The 16,562-nt window shown below is 34.5% G+C and carries 19 protein-coding genes; 4 read left to right on the top strand and 15 right to left on the bottom strand.

The genetic code is table 11. The features are described 5' to 3' along the window. Positions 1–154: 154 nt before the first annotated feature. Entirely contained in the window at positions 155–997 is an 843-nt protein-coding gene (locus tag I0Q91_RS05790; protein ID WP_270453474.1) for a YitT family protein, read from the bottom strand. 205 nt (positions 998–1,202) lie between these two features. Between I0Q91_RS05790 and I0Q91_RS05785 the strand changes: the two genes are divergently transcribed. Next, positions 1,203–1,727, top strand: coding sequence for a nuclear transport factor 2 family protein (locus tag I0Q91_RS05785; RefSeq protein WP_270453473.1), 525 nt, complete (start codon positions 1,203–1,205; stop codon positions 1,725–1,727). Positions 1,728–1,888: 161 nt separating this feature from the next. Here I0Q91_RS05785 and I0Q91_RS05780 read toward each other — a convergent pair whose 3' ends face one another. The 5 genes from I0Q91_RS05780 to I0Q91_RS05760 form a co-directional block, all read right to left on the bottom strand. Next, positions 1,889–3,442, bottom strand: a complete 1,554-nt coding sequence (locus tag I0Q91_RS05780; protein ID WP_270453472.1) for a bifunctional metallophosphatase/5'-nucleotidase — start codon at positions 3,440–3,442, stop codon at positions 1,889–1,891. 60 nt (positions 3,443–3,502) lie between these two features. Then, entirely contained in the window at positions 3,503–3,700 is a 198-nt protein-coding gene (locus tag I0Q91_RS05775; RefSeq protein WP_270453471.1) for a hypothetical protein, read from the bottom strand. 277 nt (positions 3,701–3,977) lie between these two features. Then, positions 3,978–4,499, bottom strand: coding sequence for a peptide deformylase (gene def, locus I0Q91_RS05770; RefSeq protein WP_270453470.1), 522 nt, complete (start codon positions 4,497–4,499; stop codon positions 3,978–3,980). Between the two features lie 59 nt (positions 4,500–4,558). Beyond that, positions 4,559–5,185 (bottom strand): HAD family hydrolase, encoded by a 627-nt coding sequence (locus tag I0Q91_RS05765; RefSeq protein WP_270453469.1) that lies wholly within the window; start codon positions 5,183–5,185, stop codon positions 4,559–4,561. 41 nt (positions 5,186–5,226) lie between these two features. After that, a complete protein-coding gene (locus tag I0Q91_RS05760) occupies positions 5,227–5,568 on the bottom strand; it encodes a DUF952 domain-containing protein (RefSeq protein WP_270453468.1) in 342 nt (113 codons plus the stop codon). Positions 5,569–5,789: 221 nt separating this feature from the next. On the opposite strand from I0Q91_RS05760, the gene I0Q91_RS05755 reads away from it, so the two are divergent. Continuing rightward, positions 5,790–7,709: a bifunctional 2',3'-cyclic-nucleotide 2'-phosphodiesterase/3'-nucleotidase gene (locus I0Q91_RS05755; protein WP_270453467.1), complete on the top strand. Its 1,920-nt coding sequence runs from the start codon at positions 5,790–5,792 to the stop codon at positions 7,707–7,709. Positions 7,710–7,792: 83 nt separating this feature from the next. Here I0Q91_RS05755 and I0Q91_RS05750 read toward each other — a convergent pair whose 3' ends face one another. From I0Q91_RS05750 to I0Q91_RS05735, 4 genes are all read right to left on the bottom strand, one after another. Continuing rightward, positions 7,793–8,227: a Dps family protein gene (locus I0Q91_RS05750; protein ID WP_270453466.1), complete on the bottom strand. Its 435-nt coding sequence runs from the start codon at positions 8,225–8,227 to the stop codon at positions 7,793–7,795. Positions 8,228–8,375: 148 nt separating this feature from the next. Next, on the bottom strand, positions 8,376–8,939 hold the full coding sequence (locus I0Q91_RS05745) for a DUF3841 domain-containing protein (protein WP_270453465.1): 564 nt from the start codon (positions 8,937–8,939) through the stop codon (positions 8,376–8,378). Next, positions 8,923–9,495: a DUF3841 domain-containing protein gene (locus I0Q91_RS05740; protein ID WP_270453464.1), complete on the bottom strand. Its 573-nt coding sequence runs from the start codon at positions 9,493–9,495 to the stop codon at positions 8,923–8,925. The genes I0Q91_RS05745 and I0Q91_RS05740 overlap by 17 nt, the downstream gene beginning before the upstream one ends. Positions 9,496–9,618: 123 nt before the next feature. Beyond that, complete coding sequence (locus I0Q91_RS05735) at positions 9,619–9,849, bottom strand: hypothetical protein (protein WP_270453463.1); 231 nt, start codon at positions 9,847–9,849, stop codon at positions 9,619–9,621. Between the two features lie 210 nt (positions 9,850–10,059). On the opposite strand from I0Q91_RS05735, the gene I0Q91_RS05730 reads away from it, so the two are divergent. Together I0Q91_RS05730 and I0Q91_RS05725 are read left to right on the top strand one after the other, a co-directional pair. Further along, entirely contained in the window at positions 10,060–10,863 is an 804-nt protein-coding gene (locus I0Q91_RS05730; RefSeq protein ID WP_270453462.1) for a lipopolysaccharide kinase InaA family protein, read from the top strand. Between the two features lie 79 nt (positions 10,864–10,942). Continuing rightward, on the top strand, positions 10,943–12,037 hold the full coding sequence (locus tag I0Q91_RS05725) for a glycosyltransferase family 4 protein (RefSeq protein WP_270453461.1): 1,095 nt from the start codon (positions 10,943–10,945) through the stop codon (positions 12,035–12,037). A gap of 16 nt (positions 12,038–12,053) precedes the next feature. On the opposite strand, the gene I0Q91_RS05720 is transcribed toward I0Q91_RS05725, so the two are convergent. Genes I0Q91_RS05720 through I0Q91_RS05700 form a run of 5 tightly spaced genes read right to left on the bottom strand, consistent with a single transcriptional unit; the run spans position 12,054 to position 16,532 of the window. Further along, positions 12,054–12,788: a glycosyltransferase family 2 protein gene (locus tag I0Q91_RS05720; RefSeq protein WP_270453460.1), complete on the bottom strand. Its 735-nt coding sequence runs from the start codon at positions 12,786–12,788 to the stop codon at positions 12,054–12,056. Positions 12,789–12,793: 5 nt separating this feature from the next. Further along, on the bottom strand, positions 12,794–13,618 hold the full coding sequence (locus I0Q91_RS05715) for a BUD32 family EKC/KEOPS complex subunit (RefSeq protein WP_270453459.1): 825 nt from the start codon (positions 13,616–13,618) through the stop codon (positions 12,794–12,796). Further along, positions 13,608–14,459: a hypothetical protein gene (locus I0Q91_RS05710; protein WP_270453458.1), complete on the bottom strand. Its 852-nt coding sequence runs from the start codon at positions 14,457–14,459 to the stop codon at positions 13,608–13,610. The genes I0Q91_RS05715 and I0Q91_RS05710 overlap by 11 nt, the downstream gene beginning before the upstream one ends. Positions 14,460–14,462: 3 nt before the next feature. Next, entirely contained in the window at positions 14,463–15,686 is a 1,224-nt protein-coding gene (locus I0Q91_RS05705; protein WP_270453456.1) for an O-antigen ligase family protein, read from the bottom strand. Between the two features lie 36 nt (positions 15,687–15,722). Beyond that, positions 15,723–16,532 (bottom strand): lipopolysaccharide kinase InaA family protein, encoded by an 810-nt coding sequence (locus tag I0Q91_RS05700; RefSeq protein ID WP_270453455.1) that lies wholly within the window; start codon positions 16,530–16,532, stop codon positions 15,723–15,725. Positions 16,533–16,562: the final 30 nt, after the last annotated feature.

The raw sequence follows: 16,562 nt of genomic DNA, 5'->3' as shown, positions 1-16,562 counted from the left end.
CCCCTATTTATATTATTCACGGGCGATTAAAAAACTCCTTTTTTTGTTAAAAATAATATTTTGTAATAATTAGTTGCTATTTGTAGTATAATAACGTATTATGTTGTAAGTTGTTTCTTTTTGATTTGATTTTAATTTAATATTCAAATATAAATTAATAACTAAAGCCTTCGCCTAGAACCTCTTTTACATGGGAAACCATCACAAAGGCATTTTCATCTACCTCGGCTATATAGGATTTAAGGGCAAAGAACTCCCTTTTATCCATGGCTGTTATGATTACATCTTTAGCCTGGCCGGTGAAAGCTCCTTCTGCTTTATAAATTGTGGCTCCTCGTTCGATATTTTCATTAATATAACTTTTTATTTTTTCAGGCTTTGATGTAATAATTGTAAGTTGTATCTTTAGATTAAAGCCGGCAATAATATAATCAATGGTAAAAGAGTTTATCATTATTCCCAGTAAAGCAAAAAGTCCTAGCTCTATTCCAAAGGTAAAAGCTGCCAGGATTATAACTAAAAAGTCAGCTGCCAGCAAAGATTTGCCGATATCGACTTGATAAAAGTTATTAATTATTTTGGCAATAATATCTGTTCCGCCGGTAGATGCATTATAATAAAAAACAATGGCCATACCGATGGCTCCCATTAAAATACCATAAAATAAGTTAAGAAAAATATTTTCAACTGGAGGTCCTGCTATCGGTAAAATAAGCTCCATCAACCAGATTGTACCTGAGAGAGTGAAACTGGCAAAGATAGTTCTGGCTCCAAATTGGCGGCCAATTAATATAAATGCGATTAAAAGTAGAATAACATTCATAACAGTCATTGTTAGGCCGACTGGGATTTGCGGAAAGTGGCTATTTATTACGATGGCCAGCCCGGAGATACCACCTACAGCTAGATTAGAAGGAATTAGAAATATAGCAAGTCCGGCTGCAACTATTGTGGTACCTAAAAATATGATTATATATTCTTTGATTGTTTTAGACATTTACAAAACCTCCATTAAAATTATTAGAACTGAATAAATTCTAACATTGTAAATCATCCTTTGCAACCTATTTAATATTATTGAAAATACTAATAATTAGATATGACCCAGATCTAACTAGTTTATGACCTGGATATGACTGATCTATATCAGACTGGTGATATAATTATTATATATGGGCAAATTAAATAAGGGGGGATTTATTATGTTGAGCAGAAAAGTTTTGACCGGGGTTATCGTTTCATCAATTATGGTTGCTTTGATATTGACATTTCCTGGTGTTCTGATGGCAGATGGACATGAGGGGCCTGGAATTGAGCGGACTGAAGAAATTGTCATGGCCTATCTTAATCCTGAAGATCCTGCTGAAATCCATGATATGAGTTATGTTACCGAGGATGTAACCTTTTATGATATGTCAATGGGAGGTGTCACAATGGCCACAAGTCGAGAAGAGCTGGAAGATTATCTCTACTGGTTCTATAATGTGGCTTTTGAGTCAGAAGTTGAAATTAGAAATATTATAATCAGTAATGGCGAGGCAGTTCTAGAATGGACAGTAATGGGAACCCATATTGGAGAGTTTGCCGAGATACCTCCAACAGGAAATGCTATTGAAATTCCAATGATTGCAAGGTATAAACTACAGGATCATGAGCCCTATCATGTAGAGCAGGGTTGGATTTATCCGATGGCTAATCTATTAATGGCTCAATTATTAGCTGAATAAAATACTAATAACTCTAAAATTATGATAAAATAAATAGTCTCAAATAATAAAACCCTGATTCCAGGAGGTTAATCACCAGAATCAGGGTTCTTATATTAAACCTTATCTTTAACTATTTTACTATATTTGATATATAGTTTTTAGTTAAATTTTGCTGAGATTTACTCAAAATGTGTTCTACTTAAGCCATGATATTTTTCATTTAAGTCTTCTTCTGAGATGATATTCTCAACAAAATTGATGATAGTATCATTGTGACGGAGATAGGTATTCTCGCCATCATCCTGAGCTGTAAATTCATAAGCACTTGCAATATAGCTATTTAATGCTACAGTATATTCAGTATCCTCATCTAGCTCTGTTCCATCAGGATAATAGAGATTAACTGTTTCAAGATTGCCATCTGCATCAGTTATAACCTCATAATTTAAGCCGGCTACTCTTAGATCGGCTTCTCCTCTGCTTTCAGAATCTGTACCGATAAGTGATCTTAAATCATCGGCTGTCATCTGATGGATAATAATATCATTACCAAATGGTTCTAGTTCAAAGATATCGCCAACAGTTAGAGCTCCAGCTTCTAATTCACTGACCCTGATACCGCCGCTATTCTGGAATGCAAAATCGACATCATAACCAAGATCGGCAATCTGATCAGATTCAAGAACTGCATCAGTCATAAATGCTCCTAAATCTTCAGCACCGGTTATAGGCTCTTCAAGATAACTGAGCTCTCTGGCGAAGATTTCCTCAACTTCAGCTTCAAAACCAGCTATCATATCTTCAACATCTTCATTGGTACCTTCAATATCTTCTGTAGCAATCAGCTTTGAATCCTTTTCGACTATTTCATTATCTTCATTAAAGGTAACCATCACTTTACCGAGATATTCTGTATCAGAACCAGCCTGGGTTACAAGAGTATCATTAACAAATACAGGTTCTTCAACAACTGTATGGGAGTGACCACCAATAATTAGATCAAGCTCAGACATTTCTTCAGCTAATTCCTGTTCCCAACTATGACCCATATGGGTTAAACCGATAAAGGCATCTGAAGTATCTTCTAAGTGGGTGAATTCTAGAGCTGTTTCAATTGGATCAAGGAAATTTAACCCATAAAGATTTGCTGGCAGGGTTGAAGGATAATCTCCACTAACCTGAACCAGGCCTAAGAATGTTAAATCTGCTCCAAAACTTGTTTCAAGCATTGCATATGGCTGTGGTTGGGCCATGTCGGCTTCATCTGGATCTACTTCCATGTTTGCAAGAATCATTGGGAAATAGGCGGAATCTATGCTATCCTGGAGACGCTCCTGGCCATAATCAAATTCATGATTACCGATAACCATAGCATCATATCCGGCAGCACCCATAGTTTCAATCATTGGCTTACCACGAAGATTTTCATCATCGATTACATATTCATCGACTATTGGATTACCACTAAAGGCGTCGCCACCACTGACAAGGAAAACATCATCATACTCTTCCTCAAGTTGCTCTCTCTGCCAGGCAATCTTACCAAAATTCTCAATTACTCCATGTTCATCATTAGTATGCAGGATAGCGACAGTCTTATAATCTGAATGACTATCTGCCTCGACTATTAACTCCCCTGATTCTCCTGGAAATAGACCGAATGCTGACATAGCCATAACCATGGCAGCCATGACAAAAACTACACTTAACTTTTTAACTGTTGACTTATGCATTAATAAATTCCCCCTTGTGAAATATTATTTAATATTTATTTGATTTAAGTAAAAATAGATTTAATCAGCTTTAGTATAAAGCTTAGCTCCTGCTCTTAATTCACCTCCTAACATAACTTTATTGTCAAATTTATCATAGATATTCATTTTACCCTCTTTAATCTCTTTATATTTATCCACAGAGTATTTTCTGATAACATCTTCAACCTTTGCACCATCAAAAATTGTAACCTCTGTATCATTTACATATACTTTCATTAGATAACCTCCAGTATTAAAAAGACCTCTTTCCAGGCTTATAAAATATATTATTGGATTAAAAAAGCCGAAATATTATTTAATTTCGGCTGAATTCATTAAAATTAGTAAAGTTAATAATAATCTTAACTGTTAGTAATGATTATTGTAAAACTTTACTTCATATAATATTATATATTATTTTCTTGATGATTTAAAGTTATATGTGACTAAAGTATCGAAATTTAAGGCTTTAGATATGATTATTTATTTAGTTTAATGGTATGGTGTGCTTTAATTACATACCAAGGCCATCATTATCGAGTTTCTCCCATTCAGAGCGCATAATAATAGATTTTTTATCAACCATCTTATCAGTGGCCAGAACTCCGTAGAAATGGTCAATTTCATGCTGAAAAAGCTCAGAGAGATCATCACTAAACTTTCTTATATTCTGATTTCTATTACCATCTAAATACTTAACAGTTATCCAGCGATGGCGCTTAACCTTCACAAAGAAATCAACATTAAAGCTAAAACAACTATCCCAGAGCTCAATCATCTCGTCGCTTTTATCTATAATTGTCGGGTTGATCATTACAATCTCTTCATCAGAGAGGTTGGCATAAATTATCTTTTTCTGATAGCCTATCTGGGGAGCAGCTAAAGCTCTGCCAAGACCCTTTTCTTTCTGGAGATCTTTTAAAGTAGCCTTAAGTTCGTTTGCAATATCAAATATTTCCTGGGTAAATTCTTTAACTGGTTTCGATTTCTCTCTTAAAGCCGGGTTACCTAACATTAAAACCTCTTTAACAGCCATAAAATCTCCTCCTATAATCTATCTCAGGGCAGATATCATTAGAAAATATTAAGCAATTATCAAATCAGTAGATTTAAATGCTTTATCTCCTTTTGTAGCTGCTCTGGATTCCTGTAATGGATCGTTCTTAAGCCAAATTCCTTAGCTGCTTCAATATTTTCCTTGCTATCATCAATAAATAAGGTTTCTGCAGGCTTTAGCTCAAATCTGTCCAGCAATAACTGATAGATTTCAGGTTCAGGTTTAATATATCCAACCTGGCCAGAGATAATCTCACCTTTGAATAGATTTAAGAAAGGGAATTCAGATTTTGCAACCTGATAACTCTCATCATTAAAATTAGATAGAGCATAAACTTGATAGGCATCATGAGCTCTAAATTCTTTTAAGAGCTCAATATTGGGCTCAATTGGATTTAAGATTTCCTCCCAGTTTAAGACACCTTCCACTAAAACCTGGCTGTATTCAGGTAGCTTTTTTGAAAAAATTTCAGCAGCTTCATTTTTACTGATCTTTCCTCTGTCTAAATCGAGCCAGACAGAACTTCTAAAGGTTGCTTTTGCTATCTCTTTTATCTGTCCTGTCGAGAGGTTAAACTGGTCCTTTAAGTACTGCTCAGGGTTAAAGGTTAATAAAACCTGACCAATATCAAATACAATTTTTTTAATCCTGAATTCAGTTATCATTCTGGCCACCTCCATATTTATTTGGCTGTAAAAATTTTATGTTAGAGCTTAAGTTCATCTGGCAATTTAAAACTGCAATTGGCATGATATGTAAAGTCACAGACATTAACAACGGCATCAGTATTGAGATGGCCATAAATATGGGGATAGGCCTGCCCTGATTTATGTAAATCTTCGTATTTTATTTCTGAATTTACCTTATTTTCATCAATTATGAGGAGAACCAGGTCTTTTTGCCCTTTATAAAGATTATTAGCTACTCCGAGAACCTGTTTTATAGTTGAGCAGTGGATAAAGCCTTCAGTTTCAAGTGAACTGGCTTTATAAACCCCGCTTTCTTTAGCCTGCTCCCAGGCTGCCCTGTTTGTAATATGGGTTATCATTTTAATATCACCTCTGGCATTATTTAGTGTTGTTTCGACAGAAAAATATGTTCTTAATTAAAATTATAGTTTATAAAATAAAAACTTGCAAGTTATTAGTTTTATCAAATAAAGTATTAAACTTAATGCCCATGTTATTTCCTTGAAACTTATTTAATAAAACTGATATAATTAATGTGCAAATTTTATTAAATTGACAAATCAATCTAAGGAGGGTTAAAATGAAGAAATTTAAGAAGCTAACAGTAATTAGTCTTGCTCTAACCTTCATGCTGATTTTTACAGGTATTTTAACTGGAACGATTACTGCTGAAGAAGATTTGCATGAACTGACAATTTTAGGGACAACTGATTTTCATCAATATGTGATGCCATATAATTATATGGCCGATGAAGTTGATGAAAATATTGGAGTAAGTAAAGTTTCAACACTTATTAATGATAAGAGAGAGAATTATGATAATATTCTGCTGCTAGATGCAGGAGATGTTATCCAGGGAAGTTTACTAGGCAGTCTTGAAGCTGGACAGTTGCCAGGTGATCTTGAGCAGCCAGTTCCTCCGCTCCAGGAAGGAGAATATCCGGTAATTATTGACGCTATGAACCATATGGGTTATGATGCTGCTGCCATTGGTAATCACGAATTACAGGATTATGGAATTGATTATTTCAGGCAGGCAGAGGTTGGCTCTAATTTCCCATGGTTGAATGCTAACCTATATGACGCTGAATTTACTGATATCAATTATTTTGAACCATATGCTATTTTAGAAAGAGAAATTGATGGAGAACCAATCAGTATTGGTGTGGTAAGTTTTGTATCTCCTGAAGTTGTGCAATGGGGAAGTGCACATTTAGAAGGTGAAGTTGTTGGAAAAGATATAATTGAGGAAGCTGAAAGCTTTATTCCAAGAATTAGAGATGTCGGAGCTGATATAGTAATAGTCTCTGCCCATACTGGAATTGACCCTGATGATACTGATGTTAATGCAGGTTATTATCTGAGTAAAATTGATGGTATTGATGCTATGGTCTTAGGCCATCAACACAATGAATTTCCTGGAGGCAGTGAATATGACGATGTTGAAGGAATAGATAATGAAGCAGGACTGGTTAATGATGTCCCGGCTGTATTGCCTGGTGCCTGGGGAAGCCATCTTGGAGTAATTGATATGACTCTTAGCCAGGAAGATGGCGAATGGAACGTAGTTGAGAGTTCTTCTAGATTAAAGGAAGTTGATGAAAATGTTGAGTCAGATCCTGAGATAGTGGATATGGTTGAAGAAAAACATGAAGCAACTATTGAATATGTCAACACTCCTATCGGTGAAACAGATACTGAATTAACAACCTATTTCTCAAGAGTTCAGGATACAGCAACAATTAAGCTAGTCCAGGAAGCTCAGAAATGGTATGTTGAAGAAAGATTAGAATTAACTGAGCAAGAAGAGTATCAGGATATGCCACTCATCTCAACAGCAGCTCCTCTCAGGTTTGGACGCCAGGGGCCAACTGATTATACTTCGATCGAGCCAGGAAGTTTAAATATAACTGATGCTACCGATATATATATCTATGATAACATCTTTCAGGTGGTTAAAGTTACTGGAGAAGAACTGAGAGAGTTTTTAGAAGAAAGCGCAGATAACTTTAACCAGATTGATCCAGATGAAGAAGCTGACCAACAGTTAATTAATGAATATTTTGAGGGCTTCTATTATGAATCAATCATGGGTGTTGAATATGAAATTGATGTGACTCAGGAATTAGGTGAGAGAATAGTTGATTTAACCTATGATGGTGAGCCTGTAGAAGATGATATGGAATTCTTAATGGCTACAAATAATCACCGGGCTTCAGGAACTGCCACAGATGTATTGGATGGTTCTCAGAGTCTATTAGAGGCTGCACCTGGTGATGTCAAAAACCAGGATGTACTGGTTGAATACTTTGCTGAAAATGATGTTGTATCTCCTGAACGAGAAAATAACTGGAGAATTAAACCAGTTGATATTGAGGGAGATATAATCTTCCATTCTGACCCGTCAGGTGTCGATTATTTAGAAACAAAAGGCTTTGAGCAGATTGAATATATAGAGACTGATGAGGATGGCTGGGGAGTTTACAGAATGGCTTTTTAATCTAATATAAAAGTTTAAAGGGGCTGGATTATTTCCAGCCCCTTTAAATATAAAACTAAAATTTTATTTAGTTAAGAGATTTGTTAAACATTCATGCTTCTGATAAACCAGAGATTCTTGCTATAGAATGCGACATGCTCTTCCATTTCGCCAACGACTTCAAAATCATCGACTTCATCGGCTTCTTCTCTGATTTTTACAGCAAGTGATTTCATTTCTTTTAAATCAGCTTCTACAGCATTTATAACTTCATCATAGCTAAATGTTTTTGCTGGAAGTTCTTCAATTGTGGCATGCTCAACATAATCATTCATTTTTACAAGTGGCATTTCACCTTTCATCTTCATAAGCTCAGCAATGTCATCAAACATCACAAAGAACTCATCATATAATTCTTCAGTAAACTCATGAAGCTGAACAAATTGTTTGGCCTCAACATTCCAGTGTAAGTTGTGTAGCTTGGCATTTAATACTGCAAAGTTTGATAAATAAGTCTGTAAGTTGTCATAATTCTCCATTAAATATCTCCTCCTGATTTAATTTAATTAATCGTTAATGCTCTTATCAGTAATTGTTATTAACACTGTATATATAATATAAAAAAATTGTATAATTGTCAAGGGTAAATCAGAAGAAATTTAATTTAGATAAGATATTATTGAAATATCAAATCAGCCAATTACTTTTTAGCTCCCAGAGGGCGGCTTTTACATTGTTGTCTTCTATTCTTTCAGGATTTCTGGCCAATTTGAAATTATCATGCCAGCTCTTTTTAATTTCAGCTTTTAATAGGGGATAATGGGGTGTTATAAGGATCTCTGATTTCGCTTCAGGATTTAGCCCCATGCTATCTAATTTTTTGTTGAAGTGTTTTTTATCTTCAGGGGAGTCAGCCAGATATTCAAGATTTAAGATTTGATTCCACTGGATTGCTGAAAAGAATACTGTCTGGTCTGCAGGGACCTCTAATCGCAGGAATACGCCCTCTGTTCCAGTTGAGGCTGCCTCTCTATCAGTGGCTGCCCAGAATGGGTATTCGGCACCTCCAGGGCAGCTTACGTACTCTCTAAACTTTTGAACAAAAAAGTTATAGGCTGTCAGAAATATATCGGCCTGTTCTCCATACTTATCCTTTATATATTTTCTTTTGACTGTAATTCTACCCTGGTTTAAAATAAGGTCTTTAAGCTCTGGTTTCTGGTGAGTCCATAACTCATAGGTATCTCTCATAATCAATCACCCACTCCTTTTTTAATTCCCAGCAGATGGCGACATCATGATTTGAAAGTCTGATATTATCATCAAATAGCCGCTCCCAGCTGGAGACCATCTCCTGTTTAAGCAGGGGATAAAAGTTTTCCAGGTAGATATCAGATTCAACATTGATATTATATTTATCGAGTTTATCTTTAAACCTTTGCCGGTCCTGATCGTCCTCAGGTAGATACATATAATTAACAATGTAATCCCACTTTTCCATATCAAAGATTAGAATATTGCTATCCGGGATCTCAAGCTCAAAGTTAATACAACCTTCTGCTTCTGGTAACTTTAATTCTTCATGGGTTGTCAGCCAGATCGGATATCTTGCTGCTTCAGGAATATCCATCCGTTTTGAAGCTTGATTTCTGAGCCATTTATAGACATTGATATATATATCAGCGAGATTGCCCATCTTAGCCCTGATATACTTTTCTTTAACTCTATAAACCCCATCCTCTTCTAAAGTTTCAAGAACAGAATCGTCCTGCCTGGTCCAGACTTTATGAGTATTAATCTCAGCCAAAATATCCCCTCCCTCTTTAAATTAAAATTTTCTCTTTCAAAGATGAGGTAAAAAAGACCAGAAAGCTTTGCGACCTTCTGGTATCTCTAATTAAGACAATTTACAGGAATTATTATAAAAATTCTAGCCCCAGTTTATCTCTTTTTCATTATCATCTGGATGCTTAAGTTTATAAATTTCCTTTTCATGTTCTAACAATTTATCCTCGATAAACTTAAAGTCTTTCTTATAACTATTTAGTTTTAGGTTGACTTCAGTTCTGAATTCAGAAAGTTCGGTAGTCTGCTCGAAAATAGCTCCAGTCCTTTCATCAATTCTATCGAGGATAAGATTTAAGATTTTTTCTTCAGCCATATAAAGCACCTGCTTTCAAATATTTTTGAGGTAAAAATTAACCTCTATTACAGGGTGATTTAATTATACCATAAGCCAAATTTCATTTCACTGAGTAATTAATAACAGGTTTAATAAAACACCAGTGATTGAGGTATGTTTATATGCTTGGTAATTAACCGGTGGTATGGTATTATAATAAATGATGCTAAGACTATGGAGGAGTTATTTATGAGATTAAATTATAGGGGCCGAGAATACGAGGTTCTGGCTAGCTATAGGGCTGAGAGCAGGCTTGAGCTTTTAGAAGATATTATAGATAAATTTATTATTATTGATGATAAAGCTGAATATCAGGCTGCTTTATTTAAAGATGATAAAGCCCATGATGTCTTTAAGTATAAGTTGGATGGGAATACATATTACATAAAAAAGTATGAGAATTTAAAATTTAAAAAGAAGGTTAAAAATCTATTCAGGCCTGCAGAGGGCGAAAGGTATCTAAAGCTATTAAATAAACTGCAGGAAATTGGTGTTCCGACTATTAAAAAGGGCTGGGCTATTAAATACGGCTCTTTTATTAATAGAGAAAGTCTATTTATTACTGAGGAGATATCAGGGCAGGAACTAATTGATTTCCTGGATGATAGTGATGATGTAAAACTAAGGGAGAAAGCTATTGAGAATCTGTCCAGGTTGCTTAATACACTCTATAGCAATAAATTGTTAAGTGGTGATCCGAACTTTTCTAATTTTTTTGTGGATGAGGTCGGTGAGATTAAATTTATTGATATGGATAGTATTAAAAAGTTTCCAGCTATGTCCCAGAGCATAATTGATAAAAATTTAGCCAAACTACTGGCCCTGGCTTATGTCCATGAGGTCGAACTTTCTTTAAGTGAGAAAAGGGTGCTGGTGAATAAGACTCTTAAGAAAAAAAAGTTTCAGGATATATTAAAATTAGCTAAAGAAAAATTGGATTACTGGAATCATAATAAGATAATTCAAAAGAATTCTGAACTTGTTAATATTTAATAGTTTTAATAAGTTTAATTCAAATATTTGATTTTCAAATTTTAGTTTTAAATACATAATGGAGGAGAAATCCTATACTATGAGCAGAAATATAGTTTTTTTGAATACACATTTTAGCTGGGGTGGTGGCGAGAACTGGACTTTGCTGACTGCTAAGGGTCTTGCAGATAGAGGGCATAATGTCTGGGTTGCCGGGCGCCAGGATAGTGAAATTATCAAAAGAGCTAAAGCTAAGGGGCTTAGAACAGAGATAGTTAATTTACATAATACTTTGAGCTGTTTAAATCCAGTTAAAATCTTTAGTTTTAAAAGTTTTCTTGAAGAAAATAATATTGAAGTGCTCTTTTTAAATTTATCGAGAGATAGAAAATTTGGAGCTATTACCGGGGCGCTGGCAGATGTAGAGAGGATAATTTATCGCCGGGGTGTTGACCGGCCTTTAAAAAAGCGGTTTTACTCGAACTGGCTTTATGGCACTGTGCTTACTGATATTATAGCCAATTCCAAATCCACTAAAGAAAATGTAATGAAAAATCTTAAAGGTATTTTAAATAAAGAGAAAATTAAGTTGATATACAATGGTGTTGAGATACCGGAAAATATTGAGCCAGGGTTTTCATTAAGGGAAGATTATAATATCAATGAAAGTGATAAGATTTTAGTTAATGTAGGCCGGCTTTTTCCTGAGAAAGGCCATGATCTTTTACTGGCCGGTATGAAGAAATTAAATAGATTAAATCAGAGCTGGAAATTATTTATAATCGGTGAAGGCGATGAAAGAGATAAGATTGAGCGATTAATTTCAGAGTATGAATTAGATGATCAGGTCTATCTGACAGGTTTTGTGGATAATGTAGATGAGTACCTGGCTCAGGCAGATTTAATGGTCCATTCAGCAAGAATTGAAGGTTTTGGGCTGGTTCTGGTTGAGGCTATGGCGACTGGATTACCTGTGGTTGCAGTTGCTGCAAGTAATATACCGGAGATTGTTCAGGATGGTGAGGTCGGTCTTCTGGCTAAAGAAGAAAATCCTCAAGACCTGGCTGAAAAAGTCAACCAGTTGCTTAAGGACGATGATTTGAGAACTACTTATGCCAGTAATGCCAGAGATTATGTAAAGAAAAATTTTTCGATTGAGAAGATGGTTAATCAGTATGAAGAATTGATAGATTAAATGAATAATATATATTTTAATCTTTTCTGTTTTTCTCCCAGATTTTAATATATTTTAAAAACTTTGAAACTGTTGAAATTGCAGTTAAAACCAGGCCTTCCCTGCCAAGCAGGAAGGCTTTTTTAAATAGCAAAAAGTTAAAGAATTCAAAGAAGCTTCTGATGAATACATAAAATAATGATGGATCCTTACTGCTCTCTCTGGCGCTTAGTGTCGTATAATGGTTGACCTTCTCCATATAGCTGGCGATATCCTGATATGTATAATGAATCATAGGCTGGTCCATTCTGCCCTTTTTGCCAGTAAAGGTCGGGCACTCATGGACATCGCCGGCATATCTGATAGACTGATCATTTTTAAAGAGGCGATCGGTATAATCAGGGTACCAGCCTGCATATCTTATCCATTTACCGAGAAAGAAATTTTTTCTGGGGATCTGGTAGAGATCATAACCTCCTGTGGCAATCTTCTTTTCGATCTCAGCCTGGAGTTCAGTGGTTATCCTTTCATCTGCATCGAGGACAAGGATCCAGTCAGATTTCAGCTTATCAAGGCCGAAGTTTCTCTGGTTGGAGAAATTATCGAACTCCCGGATATATACTTTATCGGTGTATTCTTTAGCTATCTCCCTGGTCTTATCTTTGCTATCAGAATCAACAACGACTATTTCATCGGCCCAGGTTACAGAATCCAAGCAGTCTGCAAGCATTTCCTCTTCATTGTAAGTTATTACAAGTACGCCGATTGACATTAAAATCAGCTCCTATCCCGATCTAATCTCCACTGATATTTCTTGCGAGTAAGCTTTTTAACTTTAGCAATAAATTTCTCATTTGAGCCTTTAAAGTTATAGTTTCTGGAGAACTCTTCTTCAAAAATATCGAAATACTTTTTATCAAATTCAGCTTCAGACTGGATAAATGACTTAGCAAATTTACCAAAGAACCTTGCCATAGAATGAATTTTAAGAAATTCCGGAGCATATGGCAGAGCAAAAATATCTGCGATATCTATTAAATAGATTTCAGGCTCACCGTTTAAATCTGTGATCATAAAGTTTTTTGAGTTTGGGTCTTTATGGATAAAGTTATTATTGAGCATTTTAGCCCAGATATCAGCCATCTGAAGAGTTAGGCTTTCCATATTTTCTTTAGGTATATCTCTTACTTTATTTTCTTTGATGAGGTCATTGACAAGGACACTATTTTCAAGCTCCTGTGATATATATACACTATCTTTTTTAGACCTGGTACCATCATAAATTATTGCTGCCAACGGAGTGGCTACAGGGATGTGATTAACAAGCATTTTAATTGATTTTCTGTAACTTGTCAGTCCTATCGGGCTGCCGATAATTTCTTTTAAGGCATAGGTCCACTTTCTAAAATAGAAATGCTTGATAAAATAGCCCCTGCCCTCATGATTATAATAATAGACAGCGGTGTTTTTGCTGCCTTTTCTTTTAATTAGCTCAAGCTTAGCCGGGTCATTGAGCAGGTAATCAAAGATTTCAGGAATGACTTCACGGTCTTTTTCTATTATGGCTTTATGGTTATAGATGATTTTTTTGTTAGTTTCCATTTTTATCTCCCTGTTTGATGCCAAGCATTTCGGCTTTTTGTTTTTCTTCTGGCTTAAAATGTAAGTGAAATAATTTCTTTATGAAATACTCTGGATAAATTCCATGCTTTACAGCCAACCAGTTTTCGGTATTATTTGTGTCTAAAATATGATGATAATTACATGTTCTTAGTTTATTCATTGATTTTCTATTATCATAAAATATTACTGGGATCTCTTTATAACCCAGGGCTGCTAAAACTGCTGCCCTATGTCTTCCGCTAGAAATATGACATTTAAAGTCCCAACCATCTTTTAAAAGAGTTCCCTGAATGAAACTGGAATTAATAGATGCATATTCATCAGGTTTATAACCATTTTTATTAATACTTTTATAGACCTTTTTTAATACTTGAAAATCTTTTATTCGAGGATAAAATTTTTCCTGTCCTAATGAATATCCATGAATATATTGTTTTAACTCATTTGATTTACTCTGAGCTGTTATCCAACTAATATATGGTATAAAAATTATATTCTCTTTATTTTTAATTTTTTTGGGTATATTTTTAGGGACAAATTCTTTTAATTCTTCTTGTAAATCTTTACCTAAAAGACCACCAAACTCTTTATTATCAATCAATTTTTTAATATTATTTCTTATTCTTTTGTTTAATGATTTCTGATAATTAATTTCTGGATTATTTATTAATTCTTTAACCTGGCAGACATAAGGATTATAATTACTTAATGTAAAGCTGCCTATACCGCCAAAACCAATTAAAACTTTATCAACTGGAACATAAAAAATATTCTTTTTAACTAAATTTTTCCCCTTAATATTTTCAATTATTTTTTTCATAGTTTATTCACTTTCCAGGCTCGTACTTTTATTAGATTCATCAATATTATTCTGCTTATAAAAAGTGAAATAATTAAGTGAAAATCCAAATCCAACTAATAGCCAGAAGAAATTTCTAGTCTGAGATTCTCCGATATTTGTCTCAGTTAAGCCTGTAACGAAAAATCCAATTATAGCAAGTAAAATCCCTAAAAACAAAGCTTTATCAATACTGTTTTCATCTGGTATCTTAATATATGATAAATAAAATAATTTTATTAAATAAAAACTTAAATATAAGAAAATAAAGAATCCTGTAAAGCCTGTTTCAGCCAAAAACAGAAAATAATTGTTGTGTGGGCTGGTAAAATTTCTACTACCTTCAGTATAATCCTTTTCAAGATAATAATCTCCATAATTATCATAGCCAATCCCCCTGATTGGATTTTCCAGGGCAGCATCAACAGAAACCCTCCACATAAGGAGTCTACTCTGTATCCATCTTCCTTCTAAGTCAAAACTGGAGTAAAATCTATCCTGGACATTTCCTGGGAGAAAATTAAAGACTAAAACGACTAATAATATGATTACAGGAATGAATTTTGGTTTTTTAATAAGGGTAAATAAAAATAAAACTACAATTAGACCAAAATAGGCTGCTCTGGTCATTGAAAATATTACTGCAGTTGTATAAACAAGAATTCCAAGGCCAGCTACAATATAATGCCAGGGTTTATTGCCTTTTCTAAATAAAAATGGCAGTAATAAGCCTATACCCATGACAGAAACATTACCAGAGGTTATTGAAAATCTGGCAAGACCTTCAGCTCTCCGCATCCCTTCTATGAAATGCTGATAATTGGCTACAATGCCTGATATAAAGAGAACTCCTAGAGATATTCCAAGGATTTTATAGATCAATTTCTTATCTTTGAGTTGATTTAAAATCGCCAAGGGAAAGATAACGCTATAAACATGGCCTGAACCCAGGACATCCCAGAAATCATTTCTGGAAAAGATCATGATTAAAGCCAGGGCAAAGATTGGCCAGTGTTTAACAGACTTATTTAAACTGATATCTCTATAACCGATGACTTTGATTAGCCAGGTTAATAAGACCAGGCCAACCCCAAGGCTTATTAACGATCTTCCCTGGTGGGAACCGAGAGCATATATGTATAAGCCAGCGACGAAAACTTTATTTAATTTTGGGTAATCTATTTTTTCTGCTGCAATTGTCTGAGACATTAAAATTTCAACTCCATTGAATTAATTACTAATGAATTAATTTCTAATTTTCTTTTTAACCTGCTTAAAAAGGTGATGTCTATTATAATATTTATCTATGTATTTATGCAGTTTAGTATCCTTACCGATATAATCATAACCATCAAAAAAAGCTGAGGCATATTTATCAGGTATTCTTAATCTATATAAATCCTTAGCTCGCTGTTTTAAACTAATATTACTGGACTTTTTAATCCTATTATAATCAATCAGGAAAAATTTATAGCTGTCACTGTCAGTTCTTACAAAATGAATATTATTAGGATGAAGATCACCATATATTATATTATGGTTATGAATCTTACTAACCATTTTACCAAGCTCAGATATTACCTGTTCGGTCTTGCCTGGCAATGGGTTTTCTCGGTAGACTTTATATAAATCAAAATCAAATTCTACAAATTCAGAGATATAATAAGAGTTTATCAGCTTATTGCCGGTTGTTCTGTATTCGATGGCCAGGTATGGCTGCGGGATTAAAATATTGAGCTCTTCCAACCAGTTAGCCGCCCTAAAAGACCTGAAAGCACGTGATTTACTGACTCTAAATCGAATATTGTCATATAACCCCTGCTGACCAAATTTCTTGATTATAAGGGGGTTATCGAGGCCAAATTCAGTCTGGAATTTTTTAATTGTATTTCTGGAGTTCTGATAGACCAGACTGGTGCCTTCCTTAAAGATTTCAGGTATTTCGGCCAGATATTTCTCGAAATCTAAAGGATTGTCCCTGTGGATGGCAAGCCTGGCCTCTCTGCTGTCATCAATTTTTTTATTATAATAGATTGTGCCACTGATATCCTGCATAAGTTAAAACCTCATTTGAATTGACATTCC

The organism is Halonatronomonas betaini (assembly GCF_015666175.1).
GTDB lineage: Bacteria > Bacillota > Halanaerobiia > Halanaerobiales > Halarsenatibacteraceae > Halonatronomonas > Halonatronomonas betaini.
Note: the sequence above shows the minus strand (reverse complement) of the source record. Positions and strands in the feature narration are given on the sequence as shown.